Genomic DNA, 16096 nt, shown 5'->3' on the forward strand with positions numbered 1-16096 from the left:
CCTACGACTTTTTATAAAAAGGGGTTGGTACAACTTTTGCTTTTAATTTCTTTTTTCGTATTTGAACTTCAACTTCTACATCCATCGTTGAATACTCAAGATCAATGACAGCCAAACCAACATTCTTCTTTAAAGTTGGCGACTGGGTTCCACTCGTAACAAAACCAATTAACTCGTCTTTTGCAAAGACATCATAGCCAGTACGAGGGATACCTTTTTCAATCATTTCAATGCCTACTAACTTTCTTTTCAATCCATCTTCTTTTTGCTTTTTCAAAGCTTCTTTTCCAATAAAATCCGCTTCTTTGTTCACTTTCACTGCAAAGCCGATCCCTGCCTCTAATGGAGAAATCTCTTCTGTAAGTTCTTGACCATATAAAGGTAAACGCGCTTCAAATCGCAAAGTATCACGTGCCCCCAACCCACAAGGGATTAATCCATCTGCTTTCCCCTTATCAAGAAGCAACTTCCAAAGATTTGGTGCGTCTTCAGCTGCACAATACAACTCAAAACCATCTTCACCGGTATAACCCGTTCGTGATACTAGAGCTTTCATCCCCTCAATGTCAACTTGATCAGCAAAACGAAAGAATCGTATTGTCGATAAATCAAAAGATGTTGACTTCTGTAAGATTGATTCGGCAGCTGGACCTTGAATGGCCAATTGAGCAGTATGGTCTGAAATGTTTTCAATTGTCACTTTTTCAGTCAAATGTTGTGTCATCCACTTCATGTCTTTCTCAATATTGGAAGCATTAATGACAAGTAAAAAGTTCTCTTTTGATTTCCGATAGATAAGCAAATCGTCCACAGTCCCACCGTTTTCGTAACACATTGCAGTATACTGCGCTTGACCATCAACAATTTTGGAAACATCATTCGTCATGAGTTTTTGTAAAAAATCAAGAGCTCCTTCACCCTTTACCTCAACCTCTCCCATATGGGAAACATCAAATAAACCGGCTTTCGTTCTAACAGCCTCATGTTCGTCTTTAATACTTGAAAATTGAACAGGCAAATCCCAACCACCAAAATCAATTGTCTTTGCCCCATGCTCTTTGTACATAGTAAATAATGGTGTACGCTTTAATTCAGTCATTATGAACCCCCCTTATTGGCGTTTAAAAAAACAAAAAAAGACAGAGTTATACACCTAGGCGTGTATAACTCTGTCCTGAAACCAGAAAGTTTCCTATATTCGCAATTCAAAGAATATAGTGTCTTCGTAGGTGGCTCGTCTCGAGCACTCTCCAGAGCTGCGTCAAATAAGAGTCTTTTTGCCTGAGAGATTCGTATCGATAAACACATTATCGGGTACTTGCTCCTTCGGCGTTGCTAATAATCTGCAATCTCTCCCCTTATTCTCATCCGCAAGTTATTCAATTGTTTCATAATTATACTCATGAAATATTGATATTCGGTACATACTACTAGTAATTCTTTTGTAAATCTAATTAAAATTCGGATTTATATAAATATCCTACCAAGATGTACGAATAGAAGCAACTATTTATTTGTAAATTCAGAAGTTTTAATGGATTTCCATCGTTTTCATTCGGATATCAGTCGATTTTTGTTCGAAAGGATGATAGAACATGAAAATAGATATTCATTTTGACCAGAGCTGGGCAGACAACTTTTTAGAACGGTTAGAGCAAGATGGACCTTGGGCTAATTGGGAATTATTTAAGTTAGCTTATGAGGCAGAAGAACATCAGATTATACCTGAGTTTCATGGTTTACTAGCACCAAAACACCTCCCCCAGTTACAGCCTTTCCCTCATCAAATTGAAGTGGCAAATACGGTAATTGAACAAATGAATGGTAAAGCAATTTTGGCAGATGAGGTTGGTCTTGGAAAAACGATCGAAGCTGGTTTAATTCTGAAGGAATATATGATACGCGGTCTAGTTAAAAAGGTTTTAATTCTTGTACCAGCTTCACTTGTCTCTCAGTGGGCGATTGAACTAAACACTAAATTTCACATCCCTGCTGTTGCTCAACGAAAATCATATGTCTGGGAGCAATGCGATGTTGTTGTTGCGTCAATTGATACAGCAAAAAGACAACCCCATCGTGATATTGTCCTTGAACAACCATACGATCTCGTAATAATAGACGAAGCTCATAAACTAAAAAACCCGAAAACAAAAAACTATGAGTTCATTAAACATTTAAAAAAGAAGTTTTGCCTTCTACTAACAGCTACACCTGTACAAAATAAATTAGAAGAAATTTTCAATCTAGTGTCGCTTTTAAAACCGGGACACCTTGGTGATATTACATCTTTTGAGCAAGAGTATCGCTCAAATAAACGATCACCGAAAAACGAAGAAAAACTAAAAGAACTAGTAAATAAAGTAATGGTTCGAAATCGACGCGAAGAAACAGGAATTGAGTGGACGAAAAGAATTGTTGAAACGGTTCAAATTGAATTTAGTGAATCGGAACGGGCTTTTTACTCAGAAATTGAGCAATTAAGAGGTAGCTCTAGCCACTTTGCTTTACTAACACTAAAAAGAGAGCTCTGCAGCAGTAGAGAAGCCGCCTTTATGACATTAAAAAATATGATTGAACGAGCCCACAAAGAAGGCCGTGCATTACCAGAAGCAGAGCGACTATTAAATAAGATTGGTGAAGTTGCCGGACATGCTAAGGCCGAAAAGGCACTTGAACTTATCCAAAAAATTAATGATAAAGTTATTATATTTACAGAATATCGAGCTACACAACTTTATTTACAATGGTACCTTAAGCAAAATGGTATTTCTTCCGTACCTTTTCGAGGTGGGTTTAAAAGGGGGAAAAAGGATTGGATGCGTCAGCTTTTTCAAAATAACGCTCAAGTACTTATCGCGACAGAGGCTGGAGGTGAAGGGATTAACCTTCAATTCTGTAGCCATATTATTAATTATGATTTACCTTGGAATCCAATGAGGATTGAACAACGAATTGGTCGAATCCATCGATTGGGACAAAAAGAAGATGTTCGTATTTATAATTTTGCTGTGACAGATACAGTGGAACAACATATTTTGAAGTTATTGTATGAAAAAATTCATCTGTTCGAATCCGTTATCGGAGAACTTGATGATATCCTGACAAAGATTGATTTACCTGCTGTTGAAGATCATGTACAAGATATTTTGCTACACTCAGATACAGAAGGCGAAATGAGAATCAAATTTGATCATTTAGCAGCTATTATGAATGAAGCAGCAGCAGAAGCAGCAAATTTAAAAGAGGAGGATCAGATCGATGCAACAGCATCAAGTTCATAAATTTCTCGAACGTTATTTTGAAGCAAATGATAGCCCTATTTTAGAAAATAAATCAGGCTATTTACAGGTCCAACTGTCAATCGAACTAGACAAATTATTAATGAACCGTCCTTTTTACTGGCACTATCTAGAGAAGACGGGAGGCGATCCCCGTCCAATGCAAGTCACTTTCATTACTGAACAAACTCAAGCCTCAGAAGATATTCGAGGAGAACATATTCACTTTGGTTCACCAAGACTACGTCAACTATTCGCTTCAACAAAAGAACTTGGAGGGTTTATTCGACTTTTCGAACAGGTCGAGGCATCTGGAAATAAATCGATACCATTACAACCATGGCTCTGTGTGAATACAAAAGTCTCATTTCAATGCGATAGGAAAAAAGATGTTTTACTATCATTAGGCCTTAACTTGATTCATGGACAAATCGTCCCACAGTTTTTCGAACGAATCCGAATGAAAAAGCTAACACCAAATATTCCAGACTACTGCTTTAAGCTATCTCCGTTAATTAAAGTTCAAAGTGGGTTAATAAGGCTTCAAAAAATGGTTCAGACTTATGCTGAGAATGAAGATGATATTTGGGCTAAAGAGGCATTTACTAGATGGACGACTGACCTTGAACTATTGGAAAAGTTTTATGAAGACCAAGAAGATAAACCTGAAAGTTATTTTGTTGAGAAACAAGCTTTAAAAGAACAATATGAACCCAATATCCATGTTTCGATCGTAAACGGTGGTATGTTCTACCTTCAACAAAAAGTTTTCTAAGTTTTCCTGATTGTGTATAAAGAAAGACGAACTACATAAAAGTAGTTCGTCTTTCTTAAAGATTAATGAGCTACTGGAGCTCCTCCACCAGTTGTAATGATTGAGATGATTGTCGCAATAGAAAACCAACCAAACACTACGAATGAAAGGCCTGCAAAGCCGACTGCAAAGAAATTCTTTCTTTTAATTTCACGAACGATCGCAACAGCACTTAAAAGTGCAACAATTAAAAGGATAATAGATAAGATCATATTGACTACCTCCTTATGTAGAAACTTGAGACCCGATTAACTAGTCCTATTATAAAGCTATATGATAACGTTGTCAGCTATAAATTTTGACAAAGCTAGCACAATGAACTTACTAATTAGGTTGGTCTTTTTGGTCTTATTTTACTCCTTTTTTAACTATTTGTCGAGTCGATTCTCTTAATGTATGATAGAACTATCTTTTATTTTTAGGAGGGAAACATCTTGAAATGGACTCAACTCCCATTAGGACCACTTCAAACAAACGCATATGTTATCGAAAATGAAGAAAAGCAAGCCCTTGTAATTGATCCTGGCAGTGAAGGTGAGGCGCTCGTAAAGTGGCTAAACGAGCAAAAATTAAATGTATTAGCCGTTCTTTTAACACACGCACACTTCGATCATATTGGTGCAGTAGATGATGTACGAGAAGCTTTTAATTGTCCAGTCTACATACATAAAAATGAACAAGATTGGCTTGCAGATCCGTCAAAAAATGGTTCATCCCGTTTCTTCGGTGCAGAAACGATCTCAGCAAGACCGGCTGAAACAATTATCGAAAACGAACAGACATTGGAAATTGGCCCTTTTAAGCTACAGTCATTGGAAACCCCTGGCCACTCACCTGGGAGCGTATCATATTATTTGTTAGAACACTCAATCGTCTTCTCAGGTGATGCATTATTTGCTCAAAGTATTGGTCGGACTGACTTACCTGGAGGAAACCATGATTTATTACTCAAGAGCATCCACCAGAAGCTTCTGGAATTGCCAGAGGATACAATTGTTGCTTGCGGTCATGGACCAACAACCACTATCGGAAACGAAATGGATAGCAACCCTTTTTTATCAGGATTTTAGTCAAACCTCTTCCATCAGTTAACAGCTAGACTGATGGATAAAAAAGGTTATTACCATTGACACAGTGTTAAACTATTTATAAAATAGAGTTAGATTGATGAGTCTTTGATTGGGAGTCCCCCTCCCCTCAATGTTCATACATCAATACGATTTACTCCCCATGTGACCTTCAAGCAATTGGAGGTCTCTTTATATTCTCTATTATTGTTAGCGTAGATACGAAAGAAAGCCGCACCTAAAATAAGGAGCGGCTTTCTTTCACAATTTCGATCGTGTATATGTACCAGATATTAATGTCCACCAAAGCTTGGTACTAATAAGAATGTAGAATAATACGTGAAGCCAACGAAGAAAATCGTTAAATAGGCGCCAAAAATATAAATATATACACGTTCAGATAAGTTTAAATAGCTTAATGCTAATAGTGCACCTGTTTGTGCGAAGAATAGCAACGCTACGTTAAACATATCCCCTACAAAGAATAGAACAGCGAAAATCCCTGTCCAAAAGGCTAAAACACGAAACATACGATCCATTTGGGTTCCCCTCCTTCATGCACAAATTATTGCCTACTACGGCATTATTTGCTTAGGATATCAAATGATAGAGTACAGACTTATTATATCGACTGTATCTTTATTTGTAAATGCCTTCATAGTGGCGAAAGTGTGACTCTCTAAGAATTAATTTTAATTACAGTATAAGAACAAGCCCTTGATTGAGGATCTGTTAATTTAGTATCCTCTCTTAGAATATGTTCTCCAAGAAACAGTGAAAAGATTCCTTTAAATAACTCATGGTGCATTGAACATAATGACATAGAATAATCATTCATCAATTCCTTAAATGTACAATTATAAACACTAAATTCAATTTGTTCCATCTCTTCATTATATACTATCTCTGGATTTAATCCTTGGTTAATTGCTACTTGCTCAATCATCTTAACCTTTTCCTGAATAGTAGCTTTTGATACATCAAATTGGAATTGTTGAACATACTGCTCAGCACTCTGTCTTCCATATTTATACCCTATTTTCTTAATTGCGTCAGTGCCGATATCCCCAAATTCAGCTAAAGCTTCTATAGACATTTTAGCTAAACGCTGATAGTCTCTAAAAGGAAATTGAAGTTGAATTACTTCGTTAGAAAGGGCATAAAACCGACTAGGTCTTCCTCCCTTTCCCGTTTTTTGTGTTTCAGAAACAATCATCCGAACATCTTCTAGTTTTGTAAGATGCAGCCGTGCAACATTCGGATGGATATTAAATTGTTCAGCAATTTCTTGTACGGTAACATTCTTATGGTGTTTAGAAACATATTGATAAATTGAAAATCGTGTTGGATCGGATAACACATTTGTGATTTTCAAAGTATTTTGATCTTGGTCCATTTGGTCCATTTAATTCACTCCTACACTACCCTCTTCTCCTCATTATAGTATAGTTGTCCAAACAAAGAAATAAAAATTTCTACAAAATTTGACAATGAAAAAATGAAGAAGATGTCATACGACACTTCTTCATTTTTTATTGCTTTTTCGACTTTTCCAAAATAGCGAGAGCCCCATTGGAATAATTCCGAACGCTTGTGTTGGAAACGATTGCTTTTCAGCTCTTCTTTCCTCTCTTTTGCTTTTTCTTTCCTCTTTTGGTTGATCCATTCTTATAACTGCTTGCTGAGTTAGAAACTTAACATAATCATTAAACGACGACATGCGATCACCTCTGTAAACTTCTCATTTGTATTATTCCCAGAGGATTCATGTTTTACACAATAGTAAAACGGTCTACCTAAAAATTAACCCGAATTAACACTTTCCCAATAATTAGTAATCCTCTTTCTTTCTCGATCGTACTTGAAACCGGCAAGTCTTTCATGCCCTGTATTTAATGTTACTTTAACTTGTATATCACTTTCTTCACCATTAGAGTTTCTTAATGAGAACAAAACACTTCCAGTCGCATACTCGAAAGAAACAGAATTATTGGGATTCAATTCATATTCTTGCATTGTAAATTCTGCTATTCCAGTTTGAAGCAACGATTCAATTTGTATGACTCTCTCCTGTTCATATGCAAAATTCTTTTCAACATTATAAAGTTGTAACTGCAATAACAAAACATGAAGAACTAAAAGGCAAATAAATAATGTAACCGGGTAGAAATAGCCACCTTCATTCATTCTTGTTTCTCCTCATGGCGAAAAGGAATCAGCATTGTCTTTTGATATTGCTCTCCACCTTCTAGTACTAGTGAACAAGTTACGACTTTATTATCGTTTGCACAAATAAAGGATTTGACTGATTCAAGCAACAATACATATCCTTCTCCATCACTTTGTCTTCGTACATGTCCATTTGAAGTCAAACTTATTTCAATATCTTTTTGATCAATCTTGTTTAATAATAAGTAATCTTTTCCAGCTGTTACACTTGAAGCTTCCCTTGTCTCTTTTGCAACATGATTAAAGAACATTGTCACTTGTTGAGTAGTTGTTTCTTTTGTAAAAAAGCCACCTTTTGCCGTTTGAAATATAATCGGATAAAAAGATAACAAAAGGACTAACAACGATAGGGATAAGAGAACTTCAAACAATGTAAATCCATGCTCATCGACTCGAGAGAAAGCATTGTTCATACGCTCTTCCATTTGTCCCTGTCCAGTTCATACAATGTTTGAATACATGTTCTTTTACTTCTTCAACAGTAATATTTGTATTCCTAAAATCTTCATATTCATCATTAATAAAATGATGAATTGATGCCTCTAGCTCCTGCATGGCTAAAAGCTGTTCTCTTATAGACATACGCTCTTTATATACAATTGATAGTAATGGAACTACAAATGCACAAAAGATGATTAGAATGCTTAATGCAGCTATCACTTCTAATAATGTGAATCCTCTACAATCGCTTATATGAAATCATTCCTTTCCCTAAATAGATAGTAAAACGATAGCGATATTGCCCAATTACAAGGAAGAAACTGCCTGACCTACTCGGATGACCATTTGCTAAGTAAGAAACGTCGTTTGGAAATAGGGTAATGGTTTCAAAGTACATGTTATCAAATTGATATGGAATAACCATATAGTCTTCAAGTGCATGGTAGCGAATGAGAAAGAGTTTTCGATCGTTATCAGTACGAATATAAATACGCTTACCTGTACTCATAGCTACTTGTTGTGCCGCTAAAAATTGTTCGTGTATTTGTTTCGCAATAAGATCAGCTTCATATTGAGTTGGTTCATTGAGTTTTGGAAGAGAGATCAGTGGAAGACTAATAAGGATAGAAAGGAGAGAAAGAGTTAATAGAAGCTCGATTAACGTGTATCCAGAAGAATTTAATTTACTCATTATTCCTAGACTTAAGGGGTAGAAACAATTCCAGTTGAAGCATCGTAGCCAACATCTGCTCCATTTGGACATGTTATTTTTTCAACATACTTTTCAGATTCTAATACATCTAAATTCTGGGGAAAGGACGTATTTTCTAATTTATATGCATGTACTTGTGCTTGTATTAACTTGACTGTTGCTTCACAGCCCTTATCGTTTGCTACATCATTATTCTTACTCATATTAGGAACGACAATTAAAAGTAAAACAGAGATAATCATTAGCACAATTAGCATTTCAATTAGAGTAAAACCGTCTTGCTTTCTTACAATTTTCATTTTTCATCACCTCAGGAGTTTTTATTGCGGGGAGTGGTTGGGGTAAAGGAAACCGATTATCCTCCTTTCATTGTCGATATTTGTTATAATTAGACAAGGTTGTTTCTTTTCCTGCTTTTTTTTGATTTTTTTTTTGAAAGGTTGTTTAACATGAAAAGGATATTTTTATTAGTAATTAAATTTTATCAAAAACTAATTTCACCTTTAAAGCCTCCAACTTGCCGTTTTTATCCGACCTGTTCACATTATGGTTTAGAAGCAATTCAAAGATTTGGAGCTTGGAAGGGAAGTTGGTTAACAATAAAAAGAATTTTAAAATGTCACCCGTTTCACCCAGGAGGAATTGATTTCGTGCCTGAAAAAGAACAAAAATCAATAAATACAAAAAAGACCATACGTTAATATGGTCTTTTTTGTATAAATGCGGGTGAAGGGAGTCGAACCCCCACGTCATAAGACACTAGATCCTAAGTCTAGCGCGTCTGCCAATTCCGCCACACCCGCAAATATAATATTAAAATGGTGAGCCATGAAGGACTCGAACCTTCGACCCTCTGATTAAAAGTCAGATGCTCTACCAACTGAGCTAATGGCTCGTAGATTATACGATGAAGTATTTCATGTATCTTACGGACGATGTTACGCTCTGTCGTCTCTCCTGTTCCTTCCTCTTCTAGCTTGGCTTCGCAGCCTGCTGTGTCGGAACAACTCGAAGTATTTCAAGATGTAACGCTCGTAACTGAGCTAATGGCTCGTAGATTATACGATGAAATATTTCTAAATGGTGACCCGTACGGGATTCGAACCCGTGTTACCGCCGTGAAAGGGCGGTGTCTTAACCGCTTGACCAACGGGCCAATACAACTTGTCCATGGCGGAGAAGGAGGGATTTGAACCCTCGCGCCGCGTAAACGACCTACACCCTTAGCAGGGGCGCCTCTTCAGCCACTTGAGTACTTCTCCTTGGCTCCACAGGTAGGACTCGAACCTACGACCGATCGGTTAACAGCCGATTGCTCTACCACTGAGCTACTGTGGAATATGGTGGGCCTAAGTGGACTCGAACCACCGACCTCACGCTTATCAGGCGTGCGCTCTAACCAGCTGAGCTATAGGCCCCAATTTTTTGGAGCGGGTGATGAGAATCGAACTCACGACATCAGCTTGGAAGGCTGAGGTTTTACCACTAAACTACACCCGCGTTATATGAAATGGCGCGCCCTGAGAGATTCGAACTCCCGACCTTTTGATTCGTAGTCAAACACTCTATCCAGCTGAGCTAAGGGCGCATTATTAAAAGCGGAAGACGAGATTCGAACTCGCGACCCCCACCTTGGCAAGGTGGTGTTCTACCACTGAACTACTTCCGCATTGGCTGGGCTAGGAGGATTCGAACCTCCGCATGACGGAATCAAAATCCGTTGCCTTACCGCTTGGCGATAGCCCATTATCAATAAGGGCGACTGATGGGAATCGAACCCACGAATGCCGGAACCACAATCCGGTGCGTTAACCACTTCGCCACAATCGCCATAAATGGTGGAGGGGGACGGATTCGAACCGCCGAACCCGGAGGGAGCGGATTTACAGTCCGCCGCGTTTAGCCACTTCGCTACCCCTCCACATATAAATACATGTTATAATGGCGGTCCGGACGGGACTCGAACCCGCGACCTCCTGCGTGACAGGCAGGCATTCTAACCAACTGAACTACCGGACCATTTTGGTATTGCGGGGGCGGATTTGAACCACCGACCTTCGGGTTATGAGCCCGACGAGCTACCAGACTGCTCCACCCCGCGACGTTATATGGTAATGAAATAAATTTTCATGGCGGAGGAAGAGGGATTCGAACCCCCGCGCGGTTTAACCCGCCTGTCGGTTTTCAAGACCGATCCCTTCAGCCGGACTTGGGTATTCCTCCGCAATATATGGTGGAGCCTAGCGGGATCGAACCGCTGACCTCCTGCGTGCAAGGCAGGCGCTCTCCCAGCTGAGCTAAGGCCCCAATTAAATACTCGCCTGGCAACGTCCTACTCTCACAGGGGGAAGCCCCCAACTACCATCGGCGCAGAAGAGCTTAACGACCGTGTTCGGCATGGGAACGGGTGTGGCCTCTTCGCTATCGCCACCAGACTATTTATTGAACATCGGATTCTCCTTAGAGTATCTTCGTTCACATTTGAGAAATGGTTCTCTCAAAACTAGATAATGCGTAATAGAAACTCAAGAATATATTGGATAAGTCCTCGACCGATTAGTATCTGTCAGCTCCACGTGTCGCCACGCTTCCACACCAGACCTATCAACCTCATCATCTCTAAGGGGTCTTACTGGATTAACTCCATGGGAAATCTCATCTTGAGGGGGGCTTCATGCTTAGATGCTTTCAGCACTTATCCCGTCCACACGTAGCTACCCAGCTATGCTCCTGGCGGAACAACTGGTACACCAGCGGTGTGTCCATCCCGGTCCTCTCGTACTAAGGACAGCTCCTCTCAAATTTCCTACGCCCGCGACGGATAGGGACCGAACTGTCTCACGACGTTCTGAACCCAGCTCGCGTACCGCTTTAATGGGCGAACAGCCCAACCCTTGGGACCTACTTCAGCCCCAGGATGCGATGAGCCGACATCGAGGTGCCAAACCTCCCCGTCGATGTGGACTCTTGGGGGAGATAAGCCTGTTATCCCCAGGGTAGCTTTTATCCGTTGAGCGATGGCCCTTCCATGCGGAACCACCGGATCACTAAGCCCGACTTTCGTCCCTGCTCGACTTGTAGGTCTCGCAGTCAAGCTCCCTTTTGCCTTTGCACTCTACGAATGATTTCCAACCATTCTGAGGGAACCTTTGGGCGCCTCCGTTACTGTTTAGGAGGCGACCGCCCCAGTCAAACTGCCCACCTGACACTGTCCCTGAACCGGATCACGGCTCGAGGTTAGAATGTCAGCACAGTCAGGGTAGTATCCCACCGACGCCTCCACGTAAGCTGGCGCTCACGCTTCCAAGGCTCCTACCTATCCTGTACAAACTGTACCAACATCCAATATCAAGCTACAGTAAAGCTCCATGGGGTCTTTCCGTCCTGTCGCGGGTAACCTGCATCTTCACAGGTACTATAATTTCACCGGGTCTCTCGTTGAGACAGTATCCAAATCGTTACACCATTCGTGCGGGTCGGAACTTACCCGACAAGGAATTTCGCTACCTTAGGACCGTTATAGTTACGGCCGCCGTTTACTGGGGCTTCAATTCAGAGCTTCTCCCCAAAGGGATAACCCCTCCTCTTAACCTTCCAGCACCGGGCAGGTGTCAGCCCCTATACTTCGCCTTGCGGCTTCGCAGAGACCTGTGTTTTTGCTAAACAGTCGCTTGGATCTTTTCACTGCGGCTCTCTCGGGCTTGCACCCTAATAGAGCACCCCTTCTCCCGAAGTTACGGGGTCATTTTGCCGAGTTCCTTAACGAGAGTTCTCCCGAGCGTCTTAGAATTCTCTTCTCGCCTACCTGTGTCGGTTTGCGGTACGGGCACCTCTCACCTCGCTAGAGGCTTTTCTAGGCAGTGTAGGATCAGGAACTTCGGTACTAATATTTCCCTCGCCATCACAGCTCAGCCTTTATGGAAAGCGGATTTGCCTACTTTCCAGCCTAACTGCTTGGACGCGCATATCCATCAGCGCGCTTACCCTACCTTTCTGCGTCCCCCATTGCTCAAACGGTGAGGAGGTGGTACAGGAATTTCAACCTGTTGTCCATCGCCTACGCCTTTCGGCCTCGGCTTAGGTCCCGACTGACCCTGAGCGGACGAGCCTTCCTCAGGAAACCTTGGGCTTTCGACGGAGGGGATTCTCACCCCTCACTCGCTACTCATACCGGCATTCTCACTTCTAAGCGCTCCACCAGTCCTCTCGGTCTGACTTCGCTGCACTTAGAACGCTCCCCTACCACTGACACCAGAAGGTGTCAATCCATAGCTTCGGTGATACGTTTAGCCCCGGTACATTTTCGGCGCAGAGTCACTCGACCAGTGAGCTATTACGCACTCTTTAAATGGTGGCTGCTTCTAAGCCAACATCCTGGTTGTCTGGGCAACTCCACATCCTTTTCCACTTAACGTATACTTTGGGACCTTAGCTGATGGTCTGGGCTGTTTCCCTCTTGACTACGGATCTTAGCACTCGCAGTCTGACTCCCGAGGATAAGTATTTGGCATTCGGAGTTTGACTGAATTCGGTAATCCTGTGGGGACCCCTAGTCCAATCAGTGCTCTACCTCCAATACTCTTCCCTCGAGGCTAGCCCTAAAGCTATTTCGGGGAGAACCAGCTATTTCCGAGTTCGATTGGCATTTCACCCCTACCCACACCTCATCCCCGCACTTTTCAACGTGCGTGGGTTCGGGCCTCCATTCAGTGTTACCTAAACTTCACCCTGGACATGGGTAGATCACACGGTTTCGGGTCTACGACCACGTACTAATGCGCCCTATTCAGACTCGCTTTCGCTGCGGCTCCGCCTATTCAGCTTAACCTTGCACGGGATCGTAACTCGCCGGTTCATTCTACAAAAGGCACGCTGTCACCCGTAAATGGGCTCCAACTAGTTGTAGGCACACGGTTTCAGGATCTCTTTCACTCCCCTTCCGGGGTGCTTTTCACCTTTCCCTCACGGTACTGGTTCACTATCGGTCACTAGGGAGTATTTAGCCTTGGGAGATGGTCCTCCCGGATTCCGACGGGGTTTCACGTGTCCCGCCGTACTCAGGATACGTCTCGGAGAGACGAACATTTCGGCTACAGGGCTGTTACCTTATACCGCGGATCTTTCCAGATCGCTTCACCTATGTTCGTCTTTTGTAACTCCGTATGAGACGTCCTACAACCCCAAGAGGCAAGCCTCTTGGTTTGGGCTGTTTCCGTTTCGCTCGCCGCTACTTGGGAAATCGCATTTGCTTTCTCTTCCTCTGGGTACTTAGATGTTTCAGTTCCCCAGGTCTGCCTCCTCATACCCTATGTATTCAGGTATGGGTACCATCCCATTACGGATGGTGGGTTCCCCATTCGGATATCCTCGGATCAAAGCTTACTTACAGCTCCCCGAGGCGTTTCGCCGTTCGTCGCGTCCTTCTTAGGCTCCTAGTGCCAAGGCATCCACCGTGCGCCCTTTCTAACTTAACCATTTTGGCTGCAGATCTTCTTCGCATTTCTTCGTCAGCTTCGTGGATCTCAGTCATGTCACGTACGGGTGTACGTTCCATTCTTTCGACCACTCGCTTCCTCGAACTGCTCGAAGCTCTTTGCCAAAAACGATCTTTTTAAAAAGTCGTTTAAGACATTTTTGAGAAAATGTCATGAATTCTTGACATGCTCGTTTGATCTTCTCTTATAAATAAGATACCGATAAAACTAACATTGTTTCTATTTGCATTATCTAGTTTTCAAAGAACCAAAAGTCACTGATCTATTTGATATCAAATCAGTTTCTTCTATATAAATTGAGAGTGAATTCTCTCAAAACTGAACCAAAGCACAAGCGTCAAACAACCGAAGTTGTTCGTCGACTAGAGTATTACTCCATAGAAAGGAGGTGATCCAGCCGCACCTTCCGATACGGCTACCTTGTTACGACTTCACCCCAATCATCTGTCCCACCTTAGGCGGCTAGCTCCCAAAAGGGTTACTCCACCGACTTCGGGTGTTACAAACTCTCGTGGTGTGACGGGCGGTGTGTACAAGGCCCGGGAACGTATTCACCGCGGCATGCTGATCCGCGATTACTAGCAATTCCGGCTTCATGTAGGCGAGTTGCAGCCTACAATCCGAACTGAGAATGGCTTTATGAGATTGGCTCGACCTCGCGGTTTCGCTGCTCTTTGTACCATCCATTGTAGCACGTGTGTAGCCCAGGTCATAAGGGGCATGATGATTTGACGTCATCCCCACCTTCCTCCGGTTTGTCACCGGCAGTCACCTTAGAGTGCCCAACTTAATGCTGGCAACTAAGATCAAGGGTTGCGCTCGTTGCGGGACTTAACCCAACATCTCACGACACGAGCTGACGACAACCATGCACCACCTGTCACTTATGTCCCCGAAGGGAAATCCCTATCTCTAGGGAGGGCATAAGGATGTCAAGACCTGGTAAGGTTCTTCGCGTTGCTTCGAATTAAACCACATGCTCCACTGCTTGTGCGGGCCCCCGTCAATTCCTTTGAGTTTCAACCTTGCGGTCGTACTCCCCAGGCGGAGTGCTTAATGTGTTAACTTCGGCACTAAGGGCATCGAAACCCCTAACACCTAGCACTCATCGTTTACGGCGTGGACTACCAGGGTATCTAATCCTGTTTGCTCCCCACGCTTTCGCGCCTCAGCGTCAGTTACAGACCAGAGAGTCGCCTTCGCCACTGGTGTTCCTCCACATATCTACGCATTTCACCGCTACACGTGGAATTCCACTCTCCTCTTCTGTACTCAAGTCTCCCAGTTTCCAATGACCCTCCACGGTTGAGCCGTGGGCTTTCACATCAGACTTAAAAGACCGCCTGCGCGCGCTTTACGCCCAATAATTCCGGACAACGCTTGCCACCTACGTATTACCGCGGCTGCTGGCACGTAGTTAGCCGTGGCTTTCTGGTTAGGTACCGTCAAGGTACCGCCCTATTCGAACGATACTTGTTCTTCCCTAACAACAGAGCTTTACGAACCGAAATCCTTCATCACTCACGCGGCGTTGCTCCGTCAGACTTTCGTCCATTGCGGAAGATTCCCTACTGCTGCCTCCCGTAGGAGTCTGGGCCGTGTCTCAGTCCCAGTGTGGCCGATCACCCTCTCAGGTCGGCTACGCATCGTCGCCTTGGTAAGCCATTACCTTACCAACTAGCTAATGCGCCGCGGGCCCATCCTGTAGTGATAGCCGGAGCCATCTTTTAGTCTAAGAGCATGAGGTCTCAGATATTATCCGGTATTAGCACCGATTTCTCGATGTTATCCCAGTCTACAGGGCAGGTTGCCCACGTGTTACTCACCCGTCCGCCGCTAACTGAATTAAGAGCAAGCTCTTAATCAGCCCGCTCGACTTGCATGTATTAGGCACGCCGCCAGCGTTCGTCCTGAGCCAGGATCAAACTCTCCATAAAAATGGTAAGCTGATTAGCTCAATAAAAAATTCAAGGTGAAATTTGCCCTGTCGGGTAAATTTCTTTGACGAGATATCATGTATCTCTTTTCGCTTGGCTTTTGTTCAGTTTTCAAAGAACTCG

14 protein-coding genes, 16 tRNA genes, 3 rRNA genes and 1 riboswitch are annotated in these 16096 nt (G+C 42.5%); of the genes, 4 read left to right on the forward strand and 29 right to left on the reverse strand.

Annotated features, from left to right (window positions below):
- Position 1: 1 nt before the first annotated feature.
- Positions 2-1099, reverse strand: a complete 1098-nt coding sequence (gcvT, locus tag BkAM31D_RS15625) for a glycine cleavage system aminomethyltransferase GcvT (RefSeq protein WP_066160786.1) — start codon at positions 1097-1099, stop codon at positions 2-4.
- A gap of 160 nt (positions 1100-1259) precedes the next feature.
- Positions 1260-1368, reverse strand: a riboswitch (glycine riboswitch).
- 227 nt (positions 1369-1595) lie between these two features.
- Between gcvT and BkAM31D_RS15630 the strand changes: the two genes are divergently transcribed.
- Positions 1596-3281 (forward strand): DEAD/DEAH box helicase, encoded by a 1686-nt coding sequence (locus BkAM31D_RS15630; protein ID WP_066160789.1) that lies wholly within the window; start codon positions 1596-1598, stop codon positions 3279-3281.
- A complete protein-coding gene (locus tag BkAM31D_RS15635; protein ID WP_066160791.1) occupies positions 3259-4053 on the forward strand; it encodes a YqhG family protein in 795 nt (264 codons plus the stop codon). Before BkAM31D_RS15630 ends, BkAM31D_RS15635 begins: the two co-directional genes overlap by 23 nt.
- 62 nt (positions 4054-4115) lie before the next feature.
- Here the strand turns inward: BkAM31D_RS15635 and BkAM31D_RS15640 are convergent, their stop codons facing one another.
- Positions 4116-4304: a DUF2759 family protein gene (locus BkAM31D_RS15640; protein WP_066160794.1), complete on the reverse strand. Its 189-nt coding sequence runs from the start codon at positions 4302-4304 to the stop codon at positions 4116-4118.
- A gap of 222 nt (positions 4305-4526) precedes the next feature.
- Here BkAM31D_RS15640 and BkAM31D_RS15645 point away from each other — a divergent pair, with 222 nt between their 5' ends.
- On the forward strand, positions 4527-5162 hold the full coding sequence (locus BkAM31D_RS15645) for an MBL fold metallo-hydrolase (protein WP_066160797.1): 636 nt from the start codon (positions 4527-4529) through the stop codon (positions 5160-5162).
- Positions 5163-5452: 290 nt separating this feature from the next.
- On the opposite strand, the gene BkAM31D_RS15650 is transcribed toward BkAM31D_RS15645, so the two are convergent.
- The 8 genes from BkAM31D_RS15650 to comGC all read right to left on the reverse strand — a co-directional run bounded on the left by BkAM31D_RS15650 (position 5453) and on the right by comGC (position 8840).
- Positions 5453-5698 (reverse strand): DUF2626 domain-containing protein, encoded by a 246-nt coding sequence (locus tag BkAM31D_RS15650; protein ID WP_066160801.1) that lies wholly within the window; start codon positions 5696-5698, stop codon positions 5453-5455.
- Positions 5699-5838: 140 nt separating this feature from the next.
- Complete coding sequence (locus BkAM31D_RS15655) at positions 5839-6564, reverse strand: helix-turn-helix transcriptional regulator (protein WP_235820574.1); 726 nt, start codon at positions 6562-6564, stop codon at positions 5839-5841.
- A 120-nt stretch (positions 6565-6684) separates the two neighbouring features.
- Entirely contained in the window at positions 6685-6879 is a 195-nt protein-coding gene (locus tag BkAM31D_RS15660; RefSeq protein ID WP_066160804.1) for a YqzE family protein, read from the reverse strand.
- Positions 6880-6962: 83 nt separating this feature from the next.
- Positions 6963-7346: a competence type IV pilus minor pilin ComGG gene (gene comGG, locus BkAM31D_RS15665; protein ID WP_066160807.1), complete on the reverse strand. Its 384-nt coding sequence runs from the start codon at positions 7344-7346 to the stop codon at positions 6963-6965.
- Positions 7343-7813 (reverse strand): ComGF family competence protein, encoded by a 471-nt coding sequence (locus BkAM31D_RS15670; RefSeq protein ID WP_084372536.1) that lies wholly within the window; start codon positions 7811-7813, stop codon positions 7343-7345. The genes comGG and BkAM31D_RS15670 overlap by 4 nt, the downstream gene beginning before the upstream one ends.
- Positions 7773-8081, reverse strand: coding sequence for a type II secretion system protein (locus BkAM31D_RS15675; protein WP_084372538.1), 309 nt, complete (start codon positions 8079-8081; stop codon positions 7773-7775). The genes BkAM31D_RS15670 and BkAM31D_RS15675 overlap by 41 nt, the downstream gene beginning before the upstream one ends.
- Complete coding sequence (locus BkAM31D_RS15680; RefSeq protein WP_066160816.1) at positions 8068-8520, reverse strand: prepilin-type N-terminal cleavage/methylation domain-containing protein; 453 nt, start codon at positions 8518-8520, stop codon at positions 8068-8070. The genes BkAM31D_RS15675 and BkAM31D_RS15680 overlap by 14 nt, the downstream gene beginning before the upstream one ends.
- Positions 8521-8531: 11 nt before the next feature.
- Positions 8532-8840, reverse strand: a complete 309-nt coding sequence (gene comGC, locus BkAM31D_RS15685) for a competence type IV pilus major pilin ComGC (protein ID WP_066160818.1) — start codon at positions 8838-8840, stop codon at positions 8532-8534.
- Positions 8841-8990: 150 nt separating this feature from the next.
- Between comGC and yidD the strand changes: the two genes are divergently transcribed.
- On the forward strand, positions 8991-9242 hold the full coding sequence (yidD, locus tag BkAM31D_RS15690) for a membrane protein insertion efficiency factor YidD (RefSeq protein WP_066160821.1): 252 nt from the start codon (positions 8991-8993) through the stop codon (positions 9240-9242).
- A gap of 20 nt (positions 9243-9262) precedes the next feature.
- Here yidD and BkAM31D_RS15695 read toward each other — a convergent pair.
- The 19 genes from BkAM31D_RS15695 to BkAM31D_RS15785 form a co-directional block, all read right to left on the reverse strand.
- A tRNA-Leu gene (locus tag BkAM31D_RS15695) sits at positions 9263-9344 on the reverse strand.
- Positions 9345-9360: 16 nt separating this feature from the next.
- Positions 9361-9436 (reverse strand) — tRNA-Lys (locus tag BkAM31D_RS15700).
- Between the two features lie 186 nt (positions 9437-9622).
- Positions 9623-9697: transfer RNA gene (locus BkAM31D_RS15705), tRNA-Glu, on the reverse strand.
- A 15-nt stretch (positions 9698-9712) separates the two neighbouring features.
- Positions 9713-9803, reverse strand: a tRNA-Ser gene (locus tag BkAM31D_RS15710).
- A 1-nt stretch (position 9804) separates the two neighbouring features.
- Positions 9805-9879 (reverse strand) — tRNA-Asn (locus BkAM31D_RS15715).
- 3 nt (positions 9880-9882) lie between these two features.
- Positions 9883-9959, reverse strand: a tRNA-Ile gene (locus tag BkAM31D_RS15720).
- An 8-nt stretch (positions 9960-9967) separates the two neighbouring features.
- Positions 9968-10041, reverse strand: a tRNA-Gly gene (locus BkAM31D_RS15725).
- An 11-nt stretch (positions 10042-10052) separates the two neighbouring features.
- A tRNA-Arg gene (locus BkAM31D_RS15730) sits at positions 10053-10129 on the reverse strand.
- Positions 10130-10138: 9 nt separating this feature from the next.
- Positions 10139-10210 (reverse strand) — tRNA-Gly (locus BkAM31D_RS15735).
- A gap of 2 nt (positions 10211-10212) precedes the next feature.
- Positions 10213-10287: transfer RNA gene (locus BkAM31D_RS15740), tRNA-Gln, on the reverse strand.
- Between the two features lie 11 nt (positions 10288-10298).
- Positions 10299-10371: transfer RNA gene (locus tag BkAM31D_RS15745), tRNA-His, on the reverse strand.
- Positions 10372-10377: 6 nt separating this feature from the next.
- Positions 10378-10462, reverse strand: a tRNA-Tyr gene (locus BkAM31D_RS15750).
- 21 nt (positions 10463-10483) lie between these two features.
- Positions 10484-10560 (reverse strand) — tRNA-Asp (locus tag BkAM31D_RS15755).
- 9 nt (positions 10561-10569) lie between these two features.
- Positions 10570-10642, reverse strand: a tRNA-Met gene (locus BkAM31D_RS15760).
- 29 nt (positions 10643-10671) lie between these two features.
- A tRNA-Ser gene (locus BkAM31D_RS15765) sits at positions 10672-10764 on the reverse strand.
- An 8-nt stretch (positions 10765-10772) separates the two neighbouring features.
- Positions 10773-10848, reverse strand: a tRNA-Ala gene (locus tag BkAM31D_RS15770).
- 12 nt (positions 10849-10860) lie between these two features.
- Positions 10861-10976 (reverse strand): 5S ribosomal RNA (rrf, locus tag BkAM31D_RS15775).
- A gap of 101 nt (positions 10977-11077) precedes the next feature.
- A 23S ribosomal RNA gene (locus BkAM31D_RS15780) occupies positions 11078-14015 on the reverse strand.
- 402 nt (positions 14016-14417) lie between these two features.
- Positions 14418-15973: ribosomal RNA gene (locus tag BkAM31D_RS15785) — 16S ribosomal RNA — on the reverse strand.
- Together the 16S, 23S and 5S rRNA genes with 16 tRNA genes alongside form the textbook arrangement of a ribosomal RNA operon.
- Between the last annotated feature and the right edge of the window lie 123 nt (positions 15974-16096).

Origin of the sequence: Halalkalibacter krulwichiae (genome assembly GCF_002109385.1) — a bacterium.
Lineage (GTDB): Bacteria > Bacillota > Bacilli > Bacillales > Bacillaceae_D > Halalkalibacter > Halalkalibacter krulwichiae.

What these genes read in the sequence shown, in the direction of transcription:
- gcvT (WP_066160786.1), bottom strand. Translation starts at nt 1,099, where the DNA reads ATGACTGAATTAAAGCGTACACCATTATTTACTATGTACAAAGAGCAT.
- BkAM31D_RS15630 (WP_066160789.1), top strand. Translation starts at nt 1,596, where the DNA reads ATGAAAATAGATATTCATTTTGACCAGAGCTGGGCAGACAACTTTTTA.
- BkAM31D_RS15635 (WP_066160791.1), top strand. Translation starts at nt 3,259, where the DNA reads ATGCAACAGCATCAAGTTCATAAATTTCTCGAACGTTATTTTGAAGCA.
- BkAM31D_RS15640 (WP_066160794.1), bottom strand. Translation starts at nt 4,304, where the DNA reads ATGATCTTATCTATTATCCTTTTAATTGTTGCACTTTTAAGTGCTGTT.
- BkAM31D_RS15650 (WP_066160801.1), bottom strand. Translation starts at nt 5,698, where the DNA reads ATGGATCGTATGTTTCGTGTTTTAGCCTTTTGGACAGGGATTTTCGCT.
- BkAM31D_RS15655 (WP_235820574.1), bottom strand. Translation starts at nt 6,564, where the DNA reads ATGGACCAAATGGACCAAGATCAAAATACTTTGAAAATCACAAATGTG.
- BkAM31D_RS15660 (WP_066160804.1), bottom strand. Translation starts at nt 6,879, where the DNA reads ATGTCGTCGTTTAATGATTATGTTAAGTTTCTAACTCAGCAAGCAGTT.
- comGG (WP_066160807.1), bottom strand. Translation starts at nt 7,346, where the DNA reads ATGAATGAAGGTGGCTATTTCTACCCGGTTACATTATTTATTTGCCTT.
- BkAM31D_RS15670 (WP_084372536.1), bottom strand. Translation starts at nt 7,813, where the DNA reads ATGGAAGAGCGTATGAACAATGCTTTCTCTCGAGTCGATGAGCATGGA.
- BkAM31D_RS15680 (WP_066160816.1), bottom strand. Translation starts at nt 8,520, where the DNA reads ATGAGTAAATTAAATTCTTCTGGATACACGTTAATCGAGCTTCTATTA.
- comGC (WP_066160818.1), bottom strand. Translation starts at nt 8,840, where the DNA reads ATGAAAATTGTAAGAAAGCAAGACGGTTTTACTCTAATTGAAATGCTA.
- yidD (WP_066160821.1), top strand. Translation starts at nt 8,991, where the DNA reads ATGAAAAGGATATTTTTATTAGTAATTAAATTTTATCAAAAACTAATT.